Source organism: Thermococcus atlanticus, from assembly GCF_054657855.1.
Genome location: NZ_BAAHXX010000001.1, coordinates 1162495 through 1183819 on the forward strand (window position 1 = coordinate 1162495; position 21325 = coordinate 1183819).

Consider the following 21325-nt stretch of genomic DNA (forward strand, 5'->3'; position numbering starts at 1 on the left):
TTATTTAAAGCTTAACTCGGTCACTCAAGTCTCAGCCTCCTCTCCTTCGGGATGTAGTTGTGCACCCTGCCTCCCCTCAACTTACCCGTTCCGAGGTAGTAACTTCCCCACTTCAGGATAACCCACCCCTCCAGCTCTGCATCAACCTCGATGTCCTCCCCGCTCAGGTAGCGCCTCGCCCTCTCGTCGTCGAGCTCGACGACGTTCTTGGTCGCTTTTGGCCCAACGAGAAAAGAGCCCTCTATGCTCAGCCTTATCCCATCCGCTTCGATCCTCCCGAAGTATATTCCCCTGTCCGTCCTGACTTTGGGGTCAAATCCGCATGGCCGGTATGCGTATATCTTCCTGCTTCCCCGGATTTCATAAATCAGCCCGGGGGCATGGCCAAACTGCTCTATCAAAGCCCTTCTCACGGTTTCACTATCTTCGCCACGAAGAAGGCCTCGCTGTCGTTGTCCTGCGGGTGCAGCCTGAGGCATTTGCTCACCTCCTCCGAGTATTTCCTATCCTCAAACTCAAGAACAGGCTCGCTTGATTTTAGGGGAAGCCGAATCCGCTCAATCTCCGCGTCCGTTTTCCTCAGGAGGTAATCCACCACCTCCTCATTTTCAATCGGGTCAATCGTGCATGTCGAATAAACCAGAACCCCTCCGGCTTTTAATGCCCTGTAAGCGGCAAGAATCAGTCTTTTCTGAATGTTTGAGTATCTCAGGGCGGTTTTAAGCTGCCACTCCCTCAGGAACCTGAAGCTCTTCCTCACCATTCCGACGCTTGAGCATGGCGCATCGAGGAGAATCCTGTCAAAGGTGTTCTCGAACCTCCCGAAGTAGCGGCCATCCTTTATCGTGACCCTCGCATTCAGCACCCCCATCCTGTTAAGGTTTGCTATGAGGACATTTACGCGTCCCTTCTTCATGTCATTTGCAATCAGGCAGCCTTCGTTCTCCATGTACTGGGCAATCTGTGTTGTTTTTGCTCCCGGAGCGGCCGCCATGTCAAGAATAAGCTCCCCGGGCTTCGGGTCGAGGACAACGGGGGGAATCATTGAGCTCGCCTCCTGGCCGAAGATTAAGCCGAGGCTGTGCTCCGGAACCTTCGCAAGGTTGTCAGCGTTGATGAAGAACCCCTCGCGCACCCATGGCACCTGTTCGAGCTCAAACTCCTCCTTAAGCCTCTCAACGACCACCTCAAGCGGTGCTTTGAGGGTGTTGACCCTTATGCTCTGCCTCAGTGGCTTCAGCATGAACTCCCAGAACTCATCGGAATCATCGATGCCGGAGTAGCGCTCGTAAAAAGCGGGATTGGTCTCCTTTACCCTGTCCCTCGCGCTCATGGGACCACCTCAGATGTCCGGCACCAGCTGCGCCATCCATTTCCCGTCCGGCAGCTGCTCAATCTTCATATCATGGTAGGTTATCGCCTTCACCTCTTCCTTCGGCCCGTGCTTCTCGTAATCCAAAGGTTCTCCGCAGGCTTTTGCCTTAAGTCTGTAGCCATCAGGAGTTTTCTCAATTCTAACCTCAAAGTCAGAGAACACGACTCCCTCTGTATCGTGAAGGATTAAAAGCTCCTCAAGGAAGCTGTAGAGGAGCGCCATCAGGTCTTCGCCCTCTGCCTCAACCTCACGGCATTCTTTACCCTCAACCTTTCTCACATCAACCATCACATCAAAGAGAGCCACTGCAACGTTCTCAAAGGCTTCCTCAAGCGTTTCTCCGTACCCCCTTATACCGACGTCAGCGGTGTGCTCGTAGTGCTCCCAGGTTCTCATGCTCTCATACCTCCAAACATACTCCCGCTACAGCAGGATGGACTTTAACCCCTCTTTGGTGGCTATTTTGTGGAGCCTCCTATCTGCGGTCTGACCTCCTCCCCCCTGAAGGGCGAGGGTTCCAACGAAGAACCCCCTAACCTAAAGGCGGGGAGGTTTGAGGGGTTCTCATCAGGGCAACCCTTGAAAAGGGTTCTTTGAACCCCTCGGGCTCGGTCTTGAGCCAGTTACCCCTCCTCTGAGCGTAAAGACCGCTCAGATTTGGAGTTATGGTTTTCACCTTACGCAAAATGTTAAACGCTCCAACGAGGTCAGCGTTAAAGATAAGCCCTGTCGCGGGACACTTAAATAATCCACGAACAAATCTTGCCCCTTCGTGGGGCTTCCCGCAGACGGGGCAAAGCTTTGAAGTAAAAGCCTCTCCAACAACCACAACGCTAATACCATACTCCTCCGCCACTTCCTTCAAGCGTTTAATTACGTGATTGAACCGCCACACGCGGGAAAGCAGAAAATTCTGCTTTTTGCCCTTATCAGAGCCTCTCGCTATTCCTTTTGGGTAGCCAACCACAATCCTGCTAACACCGAGTTCATAAAGCCTTTTAACAGTTTGTCTAACTGCCGTGTTGATGTAATGCTTCGCTTGCAATTTGGCTTTAGCGTGCATTCTTCTGAGTTTCCTGCTCCTCTTAGCTCCGGACTTGTTGAGTTTTGACTGGTAATCAGCTATTCTTTTCTGCCAGTAGAAGTCAATGCTCTTTAAAGGCCTCCCGTTCACGAGGAAGCTCTGGCCGTTTTCAACGTAAACAGCCATCAAATTGTTCACACCCAAATCAATCCCTGCGAAAAGGCTTCCTTTCGGTTGCCTTGGAACGCTCACCCATTCTCCACCCTCAAGTTTCTCCTCAACCGTAATGTTGATGTGGGCGTACCACTTCCGCTTTACGGGGTCGTAAGTGATTTCTGACCTTCCTTGTTTCCCCTTCAAGTGTATTCTGCCCTTAAACTGGATTTCCAGGCGTTTAAACTTTCCAAGGCCTTTTAGAATTAGTTTGTTCCCTTCAATCTTATACTGGTCGTTTCTGAGAATGATTAAGGGTCTTCTCCTCCCGTCTTCCTTCAGGTAGTTGGGTGGTTTCGGTTTCAGCCAGGATGGGAGTTTATCGTTCCGCTTCTTTTTCAATAGAGAGAAGAATGAACGCCAGCTTTCAGCGTTCTTCCTGCAAATTTGCTGAACTGTGGCAGAGCCGATTTCCCCCTTAAATTCTCCATAAACTGTTTTTTCTGTGCCGTTAAAGTCCACGATTTGTTCTTTGAAGAATTGTTGTCTCCTTAAATAATTCACCCGATTCCAGACTTTAGCCCCAAGGTCGGTTAGCTGGAAGAGGATTTTTTCTTGTTCTTTAGAGGGTTGGAGTTTAACGGTTACCGTTCGCTTCATTTCAGATTATGGTATGAATTTTAGGCTTTAAAAGAGTGTCGCTTTCCTGCTTGAAGTCCCGTTGGGCTGTAAAACTCATCGGCCGATTCGTACTTGGCCGAAACAATCTGAAGTGCATCCGCCTGATAGATGTGGTGCCTCTCTATAATTTCCCATGCGTGCGCGAGGAGCATTGAGTGGACGGGTACAATCTCAAGGACGCCGAGCGTCGAGAGCCTCTTGACATCGGCAAGAAGCGCTCTCCGTATGAAGTCGTGGGTTTTATCATCGAGCTCTCCTCTCTGCTTTTTTCTGTCAAATACGCCGAGTACCTCTCCAACGTTCCAGAGGCTCGTTATGAGCTTAACTTCGCCGCTGTAGGCCTTTTTGTACATCCCCTTGACGGAGTCACTTCCAATCTCCTCCACGTAGCGCTTGATAAGTGCGCTACTGTCCAAGTAAACCTTTCTCACGCTCATCCCTCATCTCCCTCACTATCTCGGACGCGGGCTTTCCTCCGGCCTTAACGGGCTCGAACCATATGGGAATATCCGAGTCATCAACGTTTATCAGCTCCCTGACGATGTAGTTCCTTATGGCTTCCTCCAGCAGTTTGCTAACCTCGCTCCCCTCTCGAACAGCCAGTTCCTTGAACTCCTTCCAAAGCTCTTCGTCCAGGTAAACGCTCGTCTTAACCTTTCCCATGTCACCACCGTTAGGTAATTACCGATGTAGGTATATAACGCTATCGAAACCGTTAATTAGAAGGTAGCCCAACCCTTCAGCGGTGGTAGCATGAGGGAGATAACACCCAGGAAGATACTTGAAATGAAGGGGAAGGAAAAGATAGCGATGGTAACCGCTTACGATTATCCGTCGGCCCTTATAGCCGATAAAGCCGGGATGGACATCATTTTCATCGGGGATTCCCTCGGGATGGTCGTTTATGGTGAACCCAATACATTGAACGTCACGATGGAGCAGATGGTCTTCCACACGAGGGCCGTTGCAAGGGCCGTCAGGAGGGGGCTTGTCCTGGCAGACATGCCATTCGGGAGCTATGAGGTGAGCGTTGAGGAGGGCATCGAAAATGCTATGAAACTTATACGGGCGGGAGCTGATGCCGTCAAGATTGAAGGGGGTTATGACCACAGGAAGCTCGTGAGAAAACTCGTCAGAATGGGGATTCCCGTCATGGGACACACGGGTTTAACACCGCAGCGCTATTTGAGGCTCGGGGGCTACAGGCTGATGGGTGAGACCGAGGATGAAATCGAGGAGATTCTCAGGGATGCCAGGGCTCTGGAGAAGGCGGGGGCGTTTGCGCTTGTGCTCGAATTCACGCTCTCCGACGTGGCGAGGCTCGTGACGGAGGAGGTCTCAATCCCGACGATCGGGATAGGCTCCGGGCCCTACGTTGACGGGCAGGTTCTCGTCTGGCACGACCTCCTCGGAGTTTATGAGAGCACCCCGCCCTTTGTGAAGAGATACGCAAACCTGAGGAGCATGATTCAGCTCGCCCTTGAGGAGTATCGGGGCGATGTGAAGGAGGGCAGATTCCCGGGGAAGGAGCACTTCTGGGAGTTTCTCGACAAGGAGGAGTTTGAGAAAAAGAAGAAAATCGCACTCCAGAGATTCAGAAACGGCGAGGATGATTGAATGCTGAAGGGACGGAGGATAACCCTAATAATCCCGGCCTACAACGAGGCCCGGAGGATAGGCAAAGTCCTTTCGAAAATTCCGGATTTCGTGGATGAGGTCATCGTCGTAGACGACGGGAGCACCGACGGCACCTCTGAGGTTGCGGAGGGGTACGGCGTCAGGGTGATCAGGCTGGAGCGGAACTGCGGCAAGGGCTGTGCAATGAGGGCAGGCGTAAGAAGCGCGCAGGGGGATGTGATTGTCTTCATGGACGCAGATGGCCAGCACAGGCCGGAGGAGATAATAAAGCTCGTGGAGCCGATAGTGAACGGGGAGGCGGATTTTGTAATCGGAGCCCGGAAGATGGAGGTTCAGGGAAAGAGGCCGCTTCAGAGGAGGCTGAGCAACATAATCACAACGAGGCTTCTGAGGCTGAAGCTTGGAACCCATGTCTACGACACCCAGAGCGGGTTCAGGGCGGTGCGCCGGGAGTTCATGCCGGATATAGAGACCGAACGCTACGAGGTCGAGACGGAGGTACTCATAAAAGCCGTCAGGAAGGGCGCGAGGATCAGGGAGGTGCCGGTTTCGATGATTTACGGTGTTGAAACCGGGCACTTCAGGCTTGAGGATGTATTCCGCTTTCTGTGGGCCCTGCTCAGGTTTTAATTTTTAATTTTATAGCATCCAATCAGCTTTTTACATTTTTTGAAAGCCTCGCCCCTCAGGGCGGGGAGGAAGTCAGTTTCCTCCTGCGCTGAACGTTTCCGACCATTGGCCTGCTCACGTTTTGATCTCACTTTTTACCCCCGCCGCTCCGAGGGTTCCGAGGGTTATCAGGAGGAAGCCCGCTGCGTGGTATGCCGTGAAGCTCTCCCCGAGGAGTATACCGAGTGCTATGGCCACGGCAGGGGCGGGGGTTATTATGGCCGTCGCCTTTGAGAGGTTTATGAGCTTTATTGATCTGTACCATATCACCTGACCGAGTGCTATGATGGCCCCTTCCGCCAGGGCGAGCTTTGAGAATTCCATTCCGGTTAAAAGGGCTGGCGGCAGAAGGAGCAGAAAGCCGAAGGTGTTCCTCAGCGCGGCTATTGTGTAGGGGCTGTAGGGGAGGCGCTTGGCTATGACGTGCGAGCTCTGCCAGAACAGAGGGACGAGAAGGAGAAGGACATCACCCAGGTGGGCCTCGACGGCCTTTCCCTGCGTTATAACCAGCGTCAGGCCTGTGAGGATTATCGCGGCATATGAGATGAGTCTTCTCGTGATTCTCTCTCTGAGGAAGAGCCATGAGAGCAGGAAGGAAAAGAGGACCTCGCTCCTCGTTATCAGGGAGGCGTTTATGGCGGTGCTGAGACGGGCGCCGTAGGAGTAGGAGAGATATGCCATTGACGTTCCGAAGAACCCCATCAGAACGGCTTTTTTCAGGTGCCGTGGCTTTTCCGCGATTTCCTTCCAGCCCGGGCCGGCCAATATGAGGGGCCAGAGGATAAGTGAGGCGAAGAAAGCCGAGAACGTCGCAAAACTTACGGGATTTGACGGATTTGCCTTTATAACGACCGGCTCAAGACCGTAGAGGAATGCTCCGGCAACCGCCAAAAGAGTTCCGAGGGTCTCACGGTTCATAATGCCCCTTACGTTCTGAGGGGTTATAAAATTGATGCCTTCCCGATCATGAACTGCTTCATGTGATATGCACAGGGAGATATGCAAACAGATAAAACGCAGCGGCATGGGAAAACTGGGAAACATGGGTTTAATTATGTAAAGTTTAAATAACAGAAAGGTTTATATCCTTTCACCACGGATTATGTTCATCTTACCGCAAACGGTGGGGGTCATGAGGTTTTTGATCCGCTTTAGTAACGGGGGCGGTGAATTCGAGGTTCCCTACAATCACCTGCATTACCTGCAGGGCTTGATTTACAGGAGGATTCAGAGGGCGGATCCCGAACTCAGCATTACCCTCCACCGCCCGAAGGTTCCGAAGCTCTTCACGTTCTCACTCTTCATGGCGGAGAAGAGAAGGACGCTTAAGGGAAAGCCCTACTTCCTCGGGAGCGGTGCCGGCTTCTTCTACTTCTCAACGCCCGTTCCGGAGATAGCGGAGGCGTTCATAGGCGGCCTTCTGCAGGAGCCGGAGGTGGAGCTCTGGGGCGAGAGGTTCCACGTGGAGAGCGTTAAAGCCCTTCCGGAGCCCAGCTCATTCAGCGGGAAAACATACTCCACGCTCTCTCCAATAGCGGTGACGACCCTAAAGCCTCGGTTCGGGAAGCTCAAGCACTATGATTTGAGCCCCGGTGAGAGGGAGTTCTATGAAAACCTGAGGGAGAACCTCATGGAGAAGTACATCCTCCTGCACGGCAAAAAGCCCCCGGAGGACTTTGAGATCAAGGTGCTAAACGCCAGGTCAAAGCGCCTCCAGGTGAAGCCGGGAATTTACCAGATCGCCTGGCACCTCGTGTTTAAGGCTTACGGGGATGAGGAGCTTTTGAGGGTAGGTTATCAGGCCGGCTTCGGGGAGAAGAACTCTTTGGGATTCGGGATGGTGAAGGTTGATGGGAGGAGAAGAACTTAGATTTACCGGAAACTGGTTCATTGATGCAGGTATTTTGGGGTTTGTTAATTTGATGGAAGAAGTCTACGGCTGGGACTTAGAGGAGCTTCAGAGGCGTATCAAAGAAGAGCCAGAGAAGGTCTATTATGGATATTTTCCGCTGGCTTACATATTCAGAAGGAGCGTCATAAGTGGAATTTACCGGCAACAAAAGGATCTTAGAGGTCTAATTGGAAAATCTCTTGAAAAGAAAAAGAGGATACTCGAAAACATTAAGAAAGCAGAAGATAAAAAGAAAGAGTTACAGTCCAAAGCTAAAAAATCGTCTAAGACAAACAAAGAACTTCAAAAGACTGAGGAAAGAATCATCAGCCTCAAAAAACAGATTAATGAGATAGAGGGATTTATAGATAAACTCAACAAGCATATTCTCTTGTTAGATAATGCATTATCCAAACTCAAGAGAGAATTCAAAAGACGCGTCGAGGAAATCGTTGAAGACTATGATGAATTTGATAGGCAATATTCTGACTGTTTCAAGGACTCAGACTGGGTTTATACAGTTATCCCATTAGATAAGACAGCAGAGTTAAACAAGAGACTTAAAGGAGTATTGCTTCAAGGTGCTGAGCTGAAACTGTTAACAGTAACTGAAAAGAAAGATGAGACTGGCAATATACTCAAACGGCTACCTTCTCTTGGGAACTTTGTTATCCATCCCAATGCAAATGAAAGAAACTTCTACTTGTATAACCCAAGAAAGGAAGATGAATACACCGCACTTCTTTACACAATCGCTCTTTTGCGTGAAGATGTTGAAAAAATAAAATTGATGTTGGGGATGAAGTATAACCAAGATAATCCCAGATTACTTCGTCTTAAGCTTTTAAAATTTTTAGAGCTATGTGAATTGAATAATGTGGAGCCAACCAAGATTGTAACTGACATTGAGAATACTCTTAATGAAGGGATTCCAAAGAAAAAGGCAGTTAGTACCGTTCTTAAAAGATACAAATTGGGCACTCATGAGGAGCTTGCCGAAATTTTATCAGAAGTTTACAAGAACTTCAAAGATCTCATAAATAGGAGAGGGACACTAATAACGTATGAAGTTATCCCTGATTCAACAATAAATCCGTTTTTATTCTCACCTACCGAGTTTTCCAATCTTAGTTATACATCCTTGCCTAAAGTCAACGACCTGAGAAAACTTCTTCCTAAAGCATTTTCCCCATATATTTTGTTTTTAGTATTTTTTGATGCATTTATTCCGATACAAGGAAAGAGGACAATGTTTTATACCCCAGAACTAAACTCCTGCCATTCCATAAACAAAAGAATACGAACGAAGATCCAGCTTGCGAGAGAGAACAACCACTGGGATCTGCTGAAGATAACTTGGTCAGCCATTCTCGACGAATTAATAGAACTCAAGAGCAGATTGGCCCTTGAGAATATGTATTTGATTGAGGCTAATGTGGGACAAAACAAACTTGAACACGTTGAATACATCGGCATTCCAAAACTCCATGCTTCAATAATCCTCGACGACCAGATTAGGGATGCAATGAACACGTCAATACCCATTGGTGATTCGCGTGTTTGGCTTCTTGGAGAGTTCATCAAGCAAAAGCCTCTCTATACGCTGATTTCAAAGCACGTGTGGAATGCTGTGAAGGGTAATGGTTTCTTCAACTGGAAGGCAAGTCTCTACGCCCTTGCAATTGACGCAAAGCTAAGGAAAGAAGGAACATCCAAAGCACTATTTGATAGAGCCTTCCTTGATCGTCCAAAGAGAGCTTCACTAGAGGTAAAGGATTTCTACAGGGATATGGCACATGTTGCCGTAGTGCTTAAGGAGCTCTCACGGGAAATTAACGGAAAGAATCTAATTCATCCACTCTTTTCAGCATTAAGAAGGCACAACAGAAACGCCTTTGTCAATATCTTGCTCAAGTCACTCCTCCAGGCTAAAAGCAAAGACAAAGTTGCAACGGTTAACAACTACATTTTCAGGCGCCTTCTGAACAATGATGAATCTTGGGAGGATTTTGCCCTTGCTCTTATTGTTGGTCTCGCTGGAGGTGGTGAGGACGTCGGTTCGGGACAAGATGTTGTGGCGGATTAAAAATCTAAGTAATGAGGTTCTTGGAAAGGCTGGCTCCGATAACTACAGGCAGAAATTAGTCTTTGACTTGCTAAACGCTGTCAAGGCAAACGACCAGGACAGATTTCTCTGGATTCTCTTAAGGGCAATCAACGCCCATTCCAAGGACAATCTGGAGGCTAAAAAACTTGCTTCCGTGCTTATGGAGGTCTTTCCTTCTTCGGAGGCGGATTTTGATAAGGTCGCCTACTCAGTGATACTCGGGGTAATGGCTGGAGGTGGAAGCTGATGGGAAGATTTTTAGTAATGGATGTCGTCTTTTATGGAAGCTCCCTCAACTACGATCAGGGTAGTGGGAACTATCAGGAGCTTAAGAAGATAACCCGCTGGGATGGGAGGCAGTACACGCTCGTGAGCAGATATGCGCTGAGATACAGCCTTCTTGAGACAGGGAGAAAGCTTGGACTGTGGGAAGTAGCAGAAGGCAACAAGCTCTACTTTGAAGGAACAGACAAAAAGGTTATACAGCCCGCGACAGACCTTCTCCTCACCGGAGAGATACTTCTATATCCTGAGTTTGACCTCTTTGGGTACTTAATAACCTCTACTACTCCGCAGAACTTCAGAAGCGCCCCAGCGAAGTTAAGCCACGCAGTTTCAATGACACCTTTTAACTACGATGCACTCTTCAACGCCAATCTCGGCATGGCCAACAGGATGAGGAAAGTTTACGGTGAGATGAAGCCAAACCCCTTCACGGCAGAGGAACACGAGACTTTTTACCTGTACTCCCTCGTTGTCGACCTTGACGAGGTCGGTAAAGCGGATGTATTTCTATCTAAGACAATAAAAGAAGGCAAGAGTACGAAGACCCTATCCAAGGTGAACATAACTAAAGAGGGAGATGATGTAGTATTTGAGTTTATCTACGGTAAAGGAAACAAGGCAAGTGCACAGCGTTTCACATTTTGGGGTTCCAAGTACGAGGACAAGATCAAGATCAACAGCATAACACTCCCCCTGTCAGAGGAGCAGGTTCATATCAGTCCAGAACTAAAGGACATGGTTTTGTATGAGCCTGACTTAGAGGTTGCAATGATCAGTTACACCCTTGAAGATAAATATGTTCAAGATAGGATTGCCAGTCTTGTAAAGGCAGTACTAAATCTGAAGCGCTCTATCAAGGGCAGAGAGGAAGACCTCAGGCCGAGACTCCTCGTCCTTGGGGTTTACAGGGGCACAGCCTACCAGACGTTCAAGGACAGAATCGAGCTCATGGATGAGTACAGCGAGGAAGAGTATGACGAAATCGAGGAACGCGAGGAGAATGGGAAGAAGGTAGTCAGGATAAAGCACGTAGTCTCAAAGAGCAGGAAGCCAATGTTCCAGATAGTGGGTCTTCCAAAGGACATTAATGTAGCTGAACTCAATGAGTCTAGGGTTCTGTCGGCGATTAAAAAGCTCCTACAAGACGGAGAAAAGCTCTCAGAGGTGAAGGTTTTCAAAGACCCGAGCATAGAAGTCCGGCTCAAGTGATGGCTATGGCAGAGAAAATACTACTGGTGGAGCTATTCCAGCCATTAGCCCAGTACCGCAACCCCTTTACTTTCTACTATGCTCAAACTTATCCTTTGCCACCAAAATCAACAATAATCGGCATGCTCCAGAATGCACTCAACGATTGGTACGGCCACGAGAGAGGCGTTGATAGATGGTGGAACCTCAAGGTCAGCGTTCACGGCGGCTTTGAGAGCGTTTTCTGGAACTATCAGCAGCTAATAAAGGCAACAAAAACAGGGATATCACTCGTCCGCTTCAGGGGAAGACCCGTGCTCTGGAACCAGAATAGACCTCTTTATGGATTTCCAATAACATCCCAGAGAAGCCCAGTCCTTCAGCAGGAGCTCTTCAACGGCTGGCTTTACATCCTTCTCCAGCACGAGGATGAGGAATTTCTGGAGGAAATCAAAAGAGCCCTTGAGACACCAGGAAAAGTTCTCTCCCTCGGAAGGAGCGAGGATATTGTCTTCATAAGACGAGTTGAGTTCTTGGAGAAGACTAAACACAGGAGGGCAAGAGATATCGCCATAAAATATCCAACATATGTCAGAGTAACTCTGGACACTCTAAGAAAAAAGGAGTATCCAACATATGCTATCCCAGTAAAGGTCGTCTTCGGGAACGATGGAAAACCGATTAAACATAAAGCGGAAATAACCTCTAAGACGTTCAGGGACGTTAAGTTTGAGTCGGCAATTTACGTTGGGGCATGGACTTACCTCAAGTTTGAGAAAGAGGTAAGCGTTGAAGAATACTCACTAGATGGAATGAAGTTCAAGGTGATTAACGATAAGCGTGCAAGTGGGTGGTTGTAATGGAGCAACGCAGGATAGATGACTTTTTTAAGAGAAGAAAGGAAGAGTCAAAGTTACTCACTCTCATCAAGGCGAAGAAGGGTGATAAAAACGCACTCCTCATCGAGCACGTTAGCTCTGCATTGAAAAGATGCGTTGAGCTCTACACGTTTATTGGGAATCTTGGTGATACCCTAACGTACGAACCCTTTACAAATCCTCAAGAAAGAAACAAGTGGTTCAAGAGCCTTGCAAAGGCTATAATACTCCACGACCTCGGTAAGGTAAGCCTCGATTTCCAAATGCGGCTCTACGGGAAAGAGAAGCTACCTCAAGAACTTTGGGAGTTCTTGGGGGAGAGCGGTGGAGTTAAAACCTACGGAAACCATGAGGTTTTCTCGGTTTTCTGGACCGCTGCCCTTCTCAAAGACTCTGAGGAAGATAGAAAAATCAGAAGCGCTATTCTCCTCCACCATTACAATGAATTCTTTTCAGGTGACAAGGAGGTCACTGCAATAGTTGAGCAATACCCAGAGGATGTCTTAAAGTACCTGAACTTTTTAGCCTCAAAAAAAGAAGGAATGAGTGAATTCCTAAAGACATGCCTGAGTGAGATTAAAGGGAGATTTCCCAAGGGCTTTATTCTCGATGCCGTGAGAGAGCTTGAACAGGAGATGGACTTTTCCTGCTTGAAGGAGCTTAAGGAAAAAATTGAGAGCTGGGAGGATGATCCTGGGGAGATAATACCTATATACAACCCTGCTGGGTTAGATGTTGACTTCCTAGTTTTCTTAGGTATGCTGAGGAGATGTGATTACTCATCAAGCGGGGACTTTGAAATTGAAACTGTCAAGAACATTGAGTCGGTCTTTGGGAACATTGAAAAGAAAGTAAATAAGAAAATACAGGAAAAGGCGGGAGAATCGTTTAAGGGGCTCTGGCAGGAGGAGCTACTCAACAAAAACGATTCGGACTATCTTACTGTAATCGCTCCAACAGGCTCAGGAAAAACAGAATTAGGGGTTTTATGGACAAAAAGAAGAGGCAAGTTAATCTACACTCTCCCACTTAGGGTCGCCCTTAACGATCTTTACCAACGCCTGTCTCAGGAGTATTTTGACGATGGGAGTGTTGGGTTACTTCACTCCACAGCCTTCATGGAGTACGTTGAAGGAGCTGGAACCGAGATTGATATCGAGAAGAAAGTGAATTCGGCCAGGCTACTGGCGATGCCCGTGATGCTGTCCACACCTGACCAAGTTTTCCTGACAGGTCTGAACTACTACGGTTCTGATAAGGTTGTCTCGGTTTATCCCGAGTCGGCAATTGTTGTGGACGAAGTTCAGGCATACACCCCAGAGATGGTGGCAGTATTCCTCAGGACTCTCCAGCTTGTTAGGCAAGCAGGAGGTAAAGTTCTGATAATTACCGCCACACTGCCGCCTCACATCAAGTGGTATCTTTCGGGTTTCACCGCGGATGAGGCTGAGAAGTATAACGTTGATATCGGTGAACTTCCGGAATCTCCATTTGATTTCCAGTTCAAGGTCGTGGATGTTGCAGAGGAGTTCAAGGGAAAAGAAGAGAAAGTTAAGAATCTGGCTATAAAACGCCACAGAATTGCAGTAGTTGAGGCGTCCCTCTTTGAATATCAGCAAGGTGAAAAAACCAACAGACTTGAGCCCATCTTCAAGGGCAAAGAGAATGTTCTAAAAAAGATCACAGAAGAGTTCGAGCCTAACGGTTTGAGAACAGTTATTATAGTCGTCAACAATGTTAAGAAGGCCATTAAAACGTATGAGGAGCTCAAAGATGAACTTCAAGGCAACTGGGAAGTAAAACTCCTCCATTCACGACTCCCTGAAAAGAAGAAGCAGAAAACTATAGGTGAAGTTAAGAGACTTCTGGAAGAACATAGGGGATACAGGAATGCACTTAAGAACGGTAATATGCCTGACAACAAACCTAAACCCCTTCTCCTGATAACAACACAGGTCGTTGAGGCATCGGTAGATGCAGATTTTGACGCTATGATCACCGAAATCTCGCCTATAGACAGCCAAGTTCAGAGGTGGGGTAGGGTCTATAGAAACAGGGCTGAAGATTATTCCACCGACACCCCAAACGTAGTCATCTTCTCCGGCATTGATAGAGGGACATTGGCTGTATATGGTGGAGGAATTGGAAAGTCCGTTTTGGAGAGAACCCTGGAAGTTCTCAAAGAGATTGAGAACAAACCTCTTGATTACAGAGCCGAACGGGATGCAATTGATATGGTCTACAGCGGGGAGATCCTCGAAAGGTACATTAACGAAGTCAATAATATTTTCAAAAAGCTCAACTACTTCACCCTCGAAAAGAAGAGCGAGGCCCAGAGTGTTTTCCGCCAAATGGGTGGAATGTACTTCGTGGTGCCAGCCCTGATGATAGAATATGGTTACAGTGGAACTGTAAAGAAGTTCGGGGAGTTGCTAGACAAGCCAGAGAACCTAAAGCTTAGCTGGAGAGACATCGTTCAGAAAGTTTATGGTCTCAGAGAAGAGCTTTCTCAGAAGGAACTAAATAACAAGAAGTTGGAGCTCAAGAAAATCCTGCAGGAGTTCTCAGTAAACGTTCCCACATGGTTCGTCCTTAGAGACAGCCATCTTCAGCACGCACTACACAATACGTTCAAGGGTTATCCAGTGGTTCTAACGTGGGACAAAAAAATAACGGAGAAGCTTTGGAAATACGGAGTTGATGAAGCTCTCGACGAGGACTTGGACGTAAATGAAGATGTCCTCTAACCTGACCTCAGAGGTTAGCAACGATGTCCTCCAAATACCCCCTCACCGACCTCCTCATCACCGGCACGGAAATCAACTACCTCTTCATCTGCCCCACAAAGCTATGGTACTTCATCCACGGGGTCACCATGGAACAGGAGAGCGAATGGGTTGATTTGGGCAGGTTCCTCCACGAGCGGCGCTATGAGAACGAAGAAAAGGAGGTTCAGGTGGGGAGCATAAAGATAGACTTCGTGAGGAGGGGCGGCATCATTGAAGTCCACGAGGTCAAGCTCGGCAGGAGCATGGAGAAGGCCCATGAGATGCAGGCCCTCTACTACCTCCACTACCTCAAAAGGCTCGGGATAACGGCGAAAGCGGTTCTCAACTACCCGAAGCTCAGGGAGACGAAGGAGCTAACGCTGGATGGGCGGGAGAAGGAGGTGGAGGAAGCGATAAATGAGGTTGAACGGATAAAAGCACTCCCAAAGCCGCCGGAGCCCGTGAAAACCAGAAAGTGCAAAAAGTGCGCCTATTATGAGCTGTGCTGGGTGTGATGTGGTATGAGGAAGAGAAAAACCCTCAAACTTGGAGAGGCTCTCTCACCCGAAGACATAGAGAGGATCATTGAAGAAACCCTTGATGAGGAGATCGAGGGGATAATATCCGTATCCAATAGATCCTCTAGCAAAAATCTCAAAAACAAAAACGGTGGGAGAGCATGAGAAAGCGCTCCATAACCCTCCTTTCGGATGGAACGCTCTTCCGTAAAGAAAACACTCTCTACTTCGAGAACGCCCGGGGGAGGAAGCCCCTCGTGATAGAGGGCATATACGACATCTACATCTACGGGCACGTTAGCATAAGCTCTCAGGCCCTCCATTTCCTCGCCCAGAAGGGGGTGGCGGTTCACTTCTTCAACCACTATGGCTATTACGATGGGAGCTTTTACCCGAGGGAGAGCCTCCATTCCGGGGATCTGGTGATAAAGCAGGTGGGGCACTATCTTGACTCTGAGGGGAGGCTCACCCTTGCGAAGCTCTTCGTCCTCGGAGGAGCGAGGAACATGGAGCGCAATCTAAAGCGCTGGAAGGTCGGGGAGGGCTTTTCCGGGCTCCTCAATGAGTTGCTGGGCGAACTGGAAGATGCGAGGAGGATAAGCGAGGTCATGAACATCGAGGCGAGGATAAGGCAGGAGTATTACGCTCTGTGGGACGAGCACCTTCCCGAAGGCTTTAAAATAGTGAAGCGCACGCGCAGACCGCCGGGGAACGAGATGAACGCCCTCATAAGCTTCCTCAACTCAAGGCTCTATGCCACCATCGTGAGCGAGCTCTACAACACCCAGCTCGTCCCGACGGTTAGCTACCTCCACGAGCCCGGTGAAAGGCGCTTTTCTTTGGCGCTCGACCTGAGCGAGATATTCAAGCCAATCATAGCAGACCGCATAGCGAACCGCCTGGTGAAGCAGGGAATCATAAGGAGGGAACACTTCCGGGGGGAGCTCAACGGCGTCCTCCTCACGAAGGAGGGCATGAAAACGGTCATAAACGCCTACAACGATGAGATGAGGAAGAGCGTGAGGCATCCTAACCTCAAAAAGAACGTCACCAAACAGCGTCTGATAAGGCTTGAGGCCTACAAGCTGATAAAGCACCTCGTTGGGGTAAGGGAGTACGAGCCGCTGGTGGCGTGGTTCTGAGGTGTTCAACTATGATTGAACAGTAACTGTCTGTGTTTTAGGGGACTTCCAACAATGCTCTGTAAGAACTCGTGAGAGGAACAGTTTTTGGATTGTTTATTTTTTTCTAAACATTTATCTCTTCCTTGTTAAACAGTTTCTAAACGTAAATCTTAAATAGGAGTAGTCAACTTACTATTACTGAGGTGACCATCGTGACTGAGTACAAAGGTATCGTGAAAATGCTGAGGTTCTTTGTCCAGACAAAGAACTTCGGCTATGTAGACAGGATTGGGAACGCCCTGAACCCTGAGCCCGTTGAAGTAGCCCTGCTCGAGGCCCTGAGAGCATTCAGATCCATACGGGAGAGTGTCCCAGCTGACAAAGATGGAAGAAAGTACGTGGAAAAGGACGGCAAGAAAATCCCTGTCCCCGGTCTGCCAACCGATGAGGAGGTTAGGGCGTTCCTTGAAGCAGTCCACTCCGACATTGGGTCTGCCAAGCGCGTTGCAACCTTGGCCCTTACATACCCCTCTAAGAAGGAAAAATCCGGAGGTGATGAGTGATGTTTTTGAGCATTGGTGTTAGGTTTGAGGCCAACGTCGAGGCCCTGAACATGGTAGAAACTGCCGGCAACTACAGCAAGCACAGGCGCGTGCCGTATCTGGTCGAAGAGGATGGCAAGCTGAAGACTGTCTATGTCCCTGCACTGAGCGGTGAGAGCCTCGCCCACGCCTACCAGGAGCACCTTGTCAAGGAAGCCCTTGGGTTGAACCTGCCTGTCTGCGACGACTGCCGGAGGAGAGAGTTCTACAAGTCCATGAACAAGGTTCACCTCCAGAAGAAGGTAAGTCCGATTCCTGACGATCCCAAGAAGATTGAGGAAGCCATAGTCAGGGCATGTGTGGTTGAAGACGTCGGTGGCTTTCTCTACGCCGAGAAACCGCCCGTTAGGAGGAGCTCGGCGTTCCAGGTGAGCTACGCCCTTCCTGTGAAGTCCGTGGCCCTCTTCGCGACCTCCGAACCCCAGCTCCACGCGAGACACGCCCAGATGGATTCTTCAAGCAAGAAGGGCAACGCCTCGGAGCAGATGATCTACTACGTCGAGACCGGTACTGCTCTCTACGGCTTCACCTTCAACCTCGACCTCGACGCGATTGGAGTCAGTGCGATAACCTCCGAACCGATACTAGACGGGAGTGACATAAAGGCCCGGCGCGAAGCCGCTTTGAAGGCACTGTTCAGGATGCTCTCGTCAGCTCAGTTCGGGGCAAAACTGTCCCGCTTCTTCCCGGTCGGCGGCATAACTGAGTTAATAGTCACCGTCACGGAGCACCCGTTCGTGGTTACCTCGCCAATCTACGACAGCTACATAGAGAGAACTACGAAGAGGCTCAATGTCCTGAAGAGCTTTGGCGAGGGCTACTTCCTCGCTGTGGCTGGGGATGACAATGTCCCAGAGGAAGCTCTAAAGGAGGCCATTGACTACCTCAGAGAGAAGGGAGCCTTCTGAGGTGGTTCCCTTGACCTTATTTTTGAAGGTCACCCTTAGACCCTCTGGAATCATCGCCCTCAGGGCGCTCCCCCAGAGCAAGATGAGAACGGCACTGCGCTACGTGCCGCCAACGACGCTGATAGGGGCGATAGCTTATCCGCTCCTCCACGTAAGTGGCGACAGGGGTGAGACCCGCTACGAAGGCAGGATCTTTAGGAGCAACGCCGAGTCCGTGCTTAACCTCTTCGAGTGGGTCACCGTTAAAACGGAGGGGAAACCCAAGCTCTACGGCTCGCTCCTGAAAATTAACACTGTTTACAGGGGGAAAGTTCAGAGTGCCGTAACGTCGTTTCCCTTTGCTGTCCTCTACGGTGAACCTGACTACTCTCTGACGGCCCTCTACCTAATCAACGAGGAGACACTTTCTGAGAGTATCTACTCATTTAAGGACGTCGAGCGGGCCGCGTGGGGAATAACGAGACTTGGGTCGAGGGAGTCAGTTGCCAGCGTGGAGAACGTGAAGAGCGGAAAAGCTGAAGTCCACGAGGTAGAAAAAGCCGAAACTGCCTACGCCTTCCCCTTTAAGGGCATTGAGGTTCATGGAAATGGAACGCTCCAATCGGTAGTTGACTGGCGCTCGGGAATGGGAGACTACTCGAAGGCGAAGCGCATTGTGATGTTCTATCCCGAAGGAATCCTCGAGGTCAGAGGTAGGCTCTCGATTGCGAAGCTCGATGGGGAGGTGGTCATCCTTGCTCCTTGAGGCCCTCACGAGATATCCCTATGAGGGGCTGACGAGGGAGCTGCTCTCCCTTGGCATGTCATGGGTGGTCATGAACGCGGAACTTGAACCAGATGCCGAGGAGTTCGCCGACGCTCTCGAAGGTGCTCTGAACTCCTTCGGCAACAAGGTGAAGGCCCACACATCGAAGATGGGAAGAAACGACAGGAACTCTTTCGACAAGGTTCTAATGACTTGGTTCAGCAGGAGCGCGCCGGAAACCTACGGTGAGCTTTTCGAGCTCATCATCAAAGAGACGATAAAACTCCTCCGCGAGGGTGAGTTTGACCCCTCAAAATCGCTCTCGGAGGTAAAAATAGACAAAAACGGGACCTATCTCGGCATCGAGTACAACGGAGCGCTGGCAATACTGCCGGCGATAATCAAACAGCCTGAGTACTATGAGCGCCAGAGCGGTTTCCTTACACCGACGACAGGCCAAAAGGCTCAGATACGCCTCGACCCCATGTGGTTTTCCCTCGTGGCGGTGGGATTCTTCACGTCCTTCGCAGGTTTCCTTGGCGGAAAGTACTATCTCATGACAAAGCCGGGCATTGAGGGCTTCTGGCCCTACGAGGTCGAGGAAGTCATCGAAAAGGGCATCCTCCCCCTGACCGAGGCGGGGATTTCAGGGAGAGTCTCACTGAGCACCGAAGAGCTTTACGAGATGAGGCTGGCCATGAAGCTCGCAGAGGAGGGGAGGAATGTCGTCGAAGAAGTTTATCCCGTGACTCTTCACCTTATAAGCCTCGAGGGTCAGGTTTACACCGAGCTCAAAACTATCCAGCTCAACCTCACCGGGCTGAGCGAGTACCTCACGGCTTATGTGAAGAAGATTGAGTCCTTAAAGGTCGGAGGACTGCCGCTCCTCGTTGAGCTCAAAGAGAAGAACGTTATCGTTCGGAAATACCCCCTCTGGGCCCTCGTAGACGTTGCCGAAAAGGAGCTCTGGAAGGGCATCAACGGAGATGGAGAGATGCTGGCATATATCTTCGTTAAGGATCTGTATAGGGCGATTAACAGCGGAAAGAAAGAGCTAATCAGAGATGCCATCTTTCGGCTCTTCCGTCAGGGCAGGGCGCTCCTCGAGGGGAGTGGCAGGGCGAGCGGTGAGTTTCGGAGGGTCATGAGGGCTTTCATGTGGGAGGAGCACCTGGGGGTGCTGGTATGAAGGCCTATAACGAGGCCGTTGAAAGGCTCGCCAGGGCCAAGGGGTTTAAGCCTGAGAAGAGGCCTTTACTTGAGGAGGCCTTCCACCTCGCGACCTCAAGTCCCTCACCATTTTTGATCCTCCAGGCTCCAACGGGCTATGGAAAAACGCTCCTCAGCTTCTCTCTCGCCATTCATTCGCTCAAAGATGCTTCTCTCTTCGATAGAGTTATCCACGTTCTTCCGATGCGCTCAATCATCGAGGACATCCAGAGGACGGTGGATGAGGCCTTCGGTTTCTCCAGGACGAAAATGATGGGTTCTAGCGGTGAGTTCCTGCACCTTTTCCCGCTGAACATAACCACCGCCGACACCTTCACGTGGGACATCCTGAAGCTTAACACCAAGAAAAGAGGTCGTGTCAAAGCCGGCAGAGAGTTCGGCTACGACTATCTCACCCAGGCTTCGATACTGACGTCTCTGGTAATCTTCGACGAGGCTCATTTCCTTCTTGAGGATGAATCAATGATTACAGCTTTTATGGCGGTTCTCGAGTTCCTAACATCTCAAAGGGTTCCAGTAGTTGTCATGACCGCGACCCTCGCCTGCGCCCACGTGAAGCTTTTCGAGAGGTACGCAAAGAGGAACGGGTACGAGTTTCACGTGCTTTTGCCGGATGAAAATGACCCCTTCATTCAGAGGGAATTCAAAAAAGAGATAACCATTGAACTCAACTCAGGAAATCCCTTCGACTTCGTCGAACCGGGAAGGAAAAACGCGATTATCGTGAACTCTGTTGGCAGGGCGGTTAAACTCTACGATGAGGCTCTGGAGCGTTCGAACCTTGGATTCGAGAAGGATAGAATAATGCTCATCCATGGCAGGATGACCCCAAGCCACAAGAGGGAGCTAATCGGCCGTTTGAGGGAGTGGAAAAGGGAAGGGAGCTTCCTTCTCATCGGGACCCAGGCCGTCGAGGCGGGCGTTGATTTCTCGGTTGATGTCATGGTAACTGACGGGGCTCCCATAAACTCGCTCCTCCAGCGCTTTGGGAGGGTTGCCCGCTACGAGGGGGAGAGAAACGCCAGAATAACCGTTCTCGAAGACGCCCCGAAGGGTCCATATCCAAAGGAAAAGGTTGAAAAAACCATCGAGCTGATGATAGGCAAGACCATCCACCCCAGAGTGCCGAAGACATACCAAGAAATCGTCACTGAGGTTCACGGAAAAAGTGCAAGTTCCCTCAATAAGGCCGTGAACAGAATCCTTAAGGGAACGCTCGTAAAGTTAATGGGTGACCCGACCAAGAGGTCGCGGGACGTTTTAGCGGAAGTTGAGAGGCTGACCGTTAAGGGAGTTTCAATCCTCAGGGGCTTTCTCGTGCCCGTTTCTGTAGGGAAGGAGACCGTTCTTGTGAGTCCTAAGAAACTTCTAGAGCTCTATTCTGCGAGCAAGGTTGAGCTGAGAGGATGGAATCGTGAGTTAACGGACTTAAACGGGGCTTACAAAGTTGCCAAGGCGATTGCTCTAGGGCAGGATGTTGAAGTTGTCTTTACTGGGGAATACGACAGGGAGCGTGGTATCGTATGATCCCTTGTGCCTTT

The 21325-nt window shown here is 49.7% G+C and carries 23 protein-coding genes; 16 read left to right on the forward strand and 7 right to left on the reverse strand.

Annotated features, from left to right (window positions below):
• Nucleotides 1-20: 20 nt before the first annotated feature.
• The 6 genes from ACYQ27_RS06135 to ACYQ27_RS06160 all read right to left on the reverse strand — a co-directional run bounded on the left by ACYQ27_RS06135 (nucleotide 21) and on the right by ACYQ27_RS06160 (nucleotide 3896).
• Nucleotides 21-479 (reverse strand): methyltransferase RsmF C-terminal domain-like protein, encoded by a 459-nt coding sequence (locus ACYQ27_RS06135; protein ID WP_460041273.1) that lies wholly within the window; start codon nucleotides 477-479, stop codon nucleotides 21-23.
• A complete protein-coding gene (locus ACYQ27_RS06140; protein WP_460041274.1) occupies nucleotides 410-1333 on the reverse strand; it encodes a tRNA (cytosine(49)-C(5))-methyltransferase in 924 nt (307 codons plus the stop codon). The genes ACYQ27_RS06135 and ACYQ27_RS06140 overlap by 70 nt, the downstream gene beginning before the upstream one ends.
• Nucleotides 1334-1342: 9 nt before the next feature.
• Nucleotides 1343-1771 carry an archease gene (locus ACYQ27_RS06145; protein ID WP_460041275.1) on the reverse strand — a complete coding sequence of 143 codons (429 nt, stop codon included), beginning with the start codon at nucleotides 1769-1771 and terminating at the stop codon, nucleotides 1343-1345.
• A 136-nt stretch (nucleotides 1772-1907) separates the two neighbouring features.
• Nucleotides 1908-3212 carry an RNA-guided endonuclease InsQ/TnpB family protein gene (locus ACYQ27_RS06150; protein ID WP_460041276.1) on the reverse strand — a complete coding sequence of 435 codons (1305 nt, stop codon included), beginning with the start codon at nucleotides 3210-3212 and terminating at the stop codon, nucleotides 1908-1910.
• 20 nt (nucleotides 3213-3232) lie between these two features.
• Complete coding sequence (locus ACYQ27_RS06155; RefSeq protein ID WP_460041277.1) at nucleotides 3233-3670, reverse strand: type II toxin-antitoxin system VapC family toxin; 438 nt, start codon at nucleotides 3668-3670, stop codon at nucleotides 3233-3235.
• A complete protein-coding gene (locus tag ACYQ27_RS06160) occupies nucleotides 3639-3896 on the reverse strand; it encodes a ribbon-helix-helix domain-containing protein (protein WP_456396957.1) in 258 nt (85 codons plus the stop codon). Before ACYQ27_RS06160 ends, ACYQ27_RS06155 begins: the two co-directional genes overlap by 32 nt.
• Nucleotides 3897-3986: 90 nt before the next feature.
• On the opposite strand from ACYQ27_RS06160, the gene panB reads away from it, so the two are divergent.
• Together panB and ACYQ27_RS06170 are read left to right on the forward strand one after the other, a co-directional pair.
• Nucleotides 3987-4850, forward strand: a complete 864-nt coding sequence (panB, locus tag ACYQ27_RS06165; protein WP_456453953.1) for a 3-methyl-2-oxobutanoate hydroxymethyltransferase — start codon at nucleotides 3987-3989, stop codon at nucleotides 4848-4850.
• Nucleotides 4851-5501, forward strand: a complete 651-nt coding sequence (locus ACYQ27_RS06170; RefSeq protein WP_460041278.1) for a glycosyltransferase family 2 protein — start codon at nucleotides 4851-4853, stop codon at nucleotides 5499-5501.
• Nucleotides 5502-5615: 114 nt separating this feature from the next.
• Here the strand turns inward: ACYQ27_RS06170 and ACYQ27_RS06175 are convergent, their stop codons facing one another.
• Nucleotides 5616-6458, reverse strand: a complete 843-nt coding sequence (locus ACYQ27_RS06175) for a DMT family transporter (protein ID WP_460041279.1) — start codon at nucleotides 6456-6458, stop codon at nucleotides 5616-5618.
• A gap of 214 nt (nucleotides 6459-6672) precedes the next feature.
• On the opposite strand from ACYQ27_RS06175, the gene cas6 reads away from it, so the two are divergent.
• The 14 genes from cas6 (at nucleotide 6673) to cas3 (ACYQ27_RS06245) (ending at nucleotide 21311) form a co-directional block, all read left to right on the forward strand.
• Nucleotides 6673-7410 (forward strand): CRISPR-associated endoribonuclease Cas6, encoded by a 738-nt coding sequence (gene cas6 / locus ACYQ27_RS06180; RefSeq protein ID WP_460041280.1) that lies wholly within the window; start codon nucleotides 6673-6675, stop codon nucleotides 7408-7410.
• Nucleotides 7391-9517 (forward strand): hypothetical protein, encoded by a 2127-nt coding sequence (locus ACYQ27_RS06185; RefSeq protein WP_460041281.1) that lies wholly within the window; start codon nucleotides 7391-7393, stop codon nucleotides 9515-9517. The genes cas6 and ACYQ27_RS06185 overlap by 20 nt, the downstream gene beginning before the upstream one ends.
• Entirely contained in the window at nucleotides 9477-9785 is a 309-nt protein-coding gene (locus tag ACYQ27_RS06190) for a hypothetical protein (protein WP_460041282.1), read from the forward strand. Before ACYQ27_RS06185 ends, ACYQ27_RS06190 begins: the two co-directional genes overlap by 41 nt.
• On the forward strand, nucleotides 9785-11032 hold the full coding sequence (gene cas7i, locus ACYQ27_RS06195) for a type I-B CRISPR-associated protein Cas7/Cst2/DevR (protein WP_460041283.1): 1248 nt from the start codon (nucleotides 9785-9787) through the stop codon (nucleotides 11030-11032). The genes ACYQ27_RS06190 and cas7i overlap by 1 nt, the downstream gene beginning before the upstream one ends.
• A 5-nt stretch (nucleotides 11033-11037) precedes the next feature.
• The gene (cas5b, locus tag ACYQ27_RS06200) at nucleotides 11038-11871 is read left to right on the forward strand and encodes a type I-B CRISPR-associated protein Cas5b (protein ID WP_460041284.1); all 834 of its coding nucleotides are present in this window, start codon (nucleotides 11038-11040) and stop codon (nucleotides 11869-11871) included.
• Nucleotides 11871-14636 (forward strand): CRISPR-associated helicase Cas3', encoded by a 2766-nt coding sequence (gene cas3 / locus ACYQ27_RS06205; protein ID WP_460041285.1) that lies wholly within the window; start codon nucleotides 11871-11873, stop codon nucleotides 14634-14636. Before cas5b ends, cas3 (ACYQ27_RS06205) begins: the two co-directional genes overlap by 1 nt.
• A 23-nt stretch (nucleotides 14637-14659) precedes the next feature.
• Nucleotides 14660-15172 (forward strand): CRISPR-associated protein Cas4, encoded by a 513-nt coding sequence (cas4, locus tag ACYQ27_RS06210; protein WP_460041286.1) that lies wholly within the window; start codon nucleotides 14660-14662, stop codon nucleotides 15170-15172.
• 6 nt (nucleotides 15173-15178) lie between these two features.
• A complete protein-coding gene (locus tag ACYQ27_RS06215) occupies nucleotides 15179-15340 on the forward strand; it encodes a hypothetical protein (RefSeq protein WP_460041287.1) in 162 nt (53 codons plus the stop codon).
• Nucleotides 15337-16317: a type I-B CRISPR-associated endonuclease Cas1b gene (gene cas1b / locus ACYQ27_RS06220; protein WP_460041288.1), complete on the forward strand. Its 981-nt coding sequence runs from the start codon at nucleotides 15337-15339 to the stop codon at nucleotides 16315-16317. The genes ACYQ27_RS06215 and cas1b overlap by 4 nt, the downstream gene beginning before the upstream one ends.
• 194 nt (nucleotides 16318-16511) lie before the next feature.
• Nucleotides 16512-16862: a type I-A CRISPR-associated protein Csa5 gene (csa5, locus tag ACYQ27_RS06225; RefSeq protein WP_456423266.1), complete on the forward strand. Its 351-nt coding sequence runs from the start codon at nucleotides 16512-16514 to the stop codon at nucleotides 16860-16862.
• Entirely contained in the window at nucleotides 16862-17809 is a 948-nt protein-coding gene (cas7a, locus tag ACYQ27_RS06230; protein ID WP_456423268.1) for a type I-A CRISPR-associated protein Cas7/Csa2, read from the forward strand. Before csa5 ends, cas7a begins: the two co-directional genes overlap by 1 nt.
• A 1-nt stretch (nucleotide 17810) precedes the next feature.
• The gene (gene cas5a, locus ACYQ27_RS06235; protein ID WP_456423270.1) at nucleotides 17811-18554 is read left to right on the forward strand and encodes a type I-A CRISPR-associated protein Cas5a; all 744 of its coding nucleotides are present in this window, start codon (nucleotides 17811-17813) and stop codon (nucleotides 18552-18554) included.
• Nucleotides 18544-19743 (forward strand): type I-A CRISPR-associated protein Cas8a2/Csx9, encoded by a 1200-nt coding sequence (gene cas8a2 / locus ACYQ27_RS06240; protein ID WP_456423272.1) that lies wholly within the window; start codon nucleotides 18544-18546, stop codon nucleotides 19741-19743. The genes cas5a and cas8a2 overlap by 11 nt, the downstream gene beginning before the upstream one ends.
• Complete coding sequence (cas3, locus tag ACYQ27_RS06245; RefSeq protein WP_460041289.1) at nucleotides 19740-21311, forward strand: CRISPR-associated helicase Cas3'; 1572 nt, start codon at nucleotides 19740-19742, stop codon at nucleotides 21309-21311. Before cas8a2 ends, cas3 (ACYQ27_RS06245) begins: the two co-directional genes overlap by 4 nt.
• Nucleotides 21312-21325: the final 14 nt, after the last annotated feature.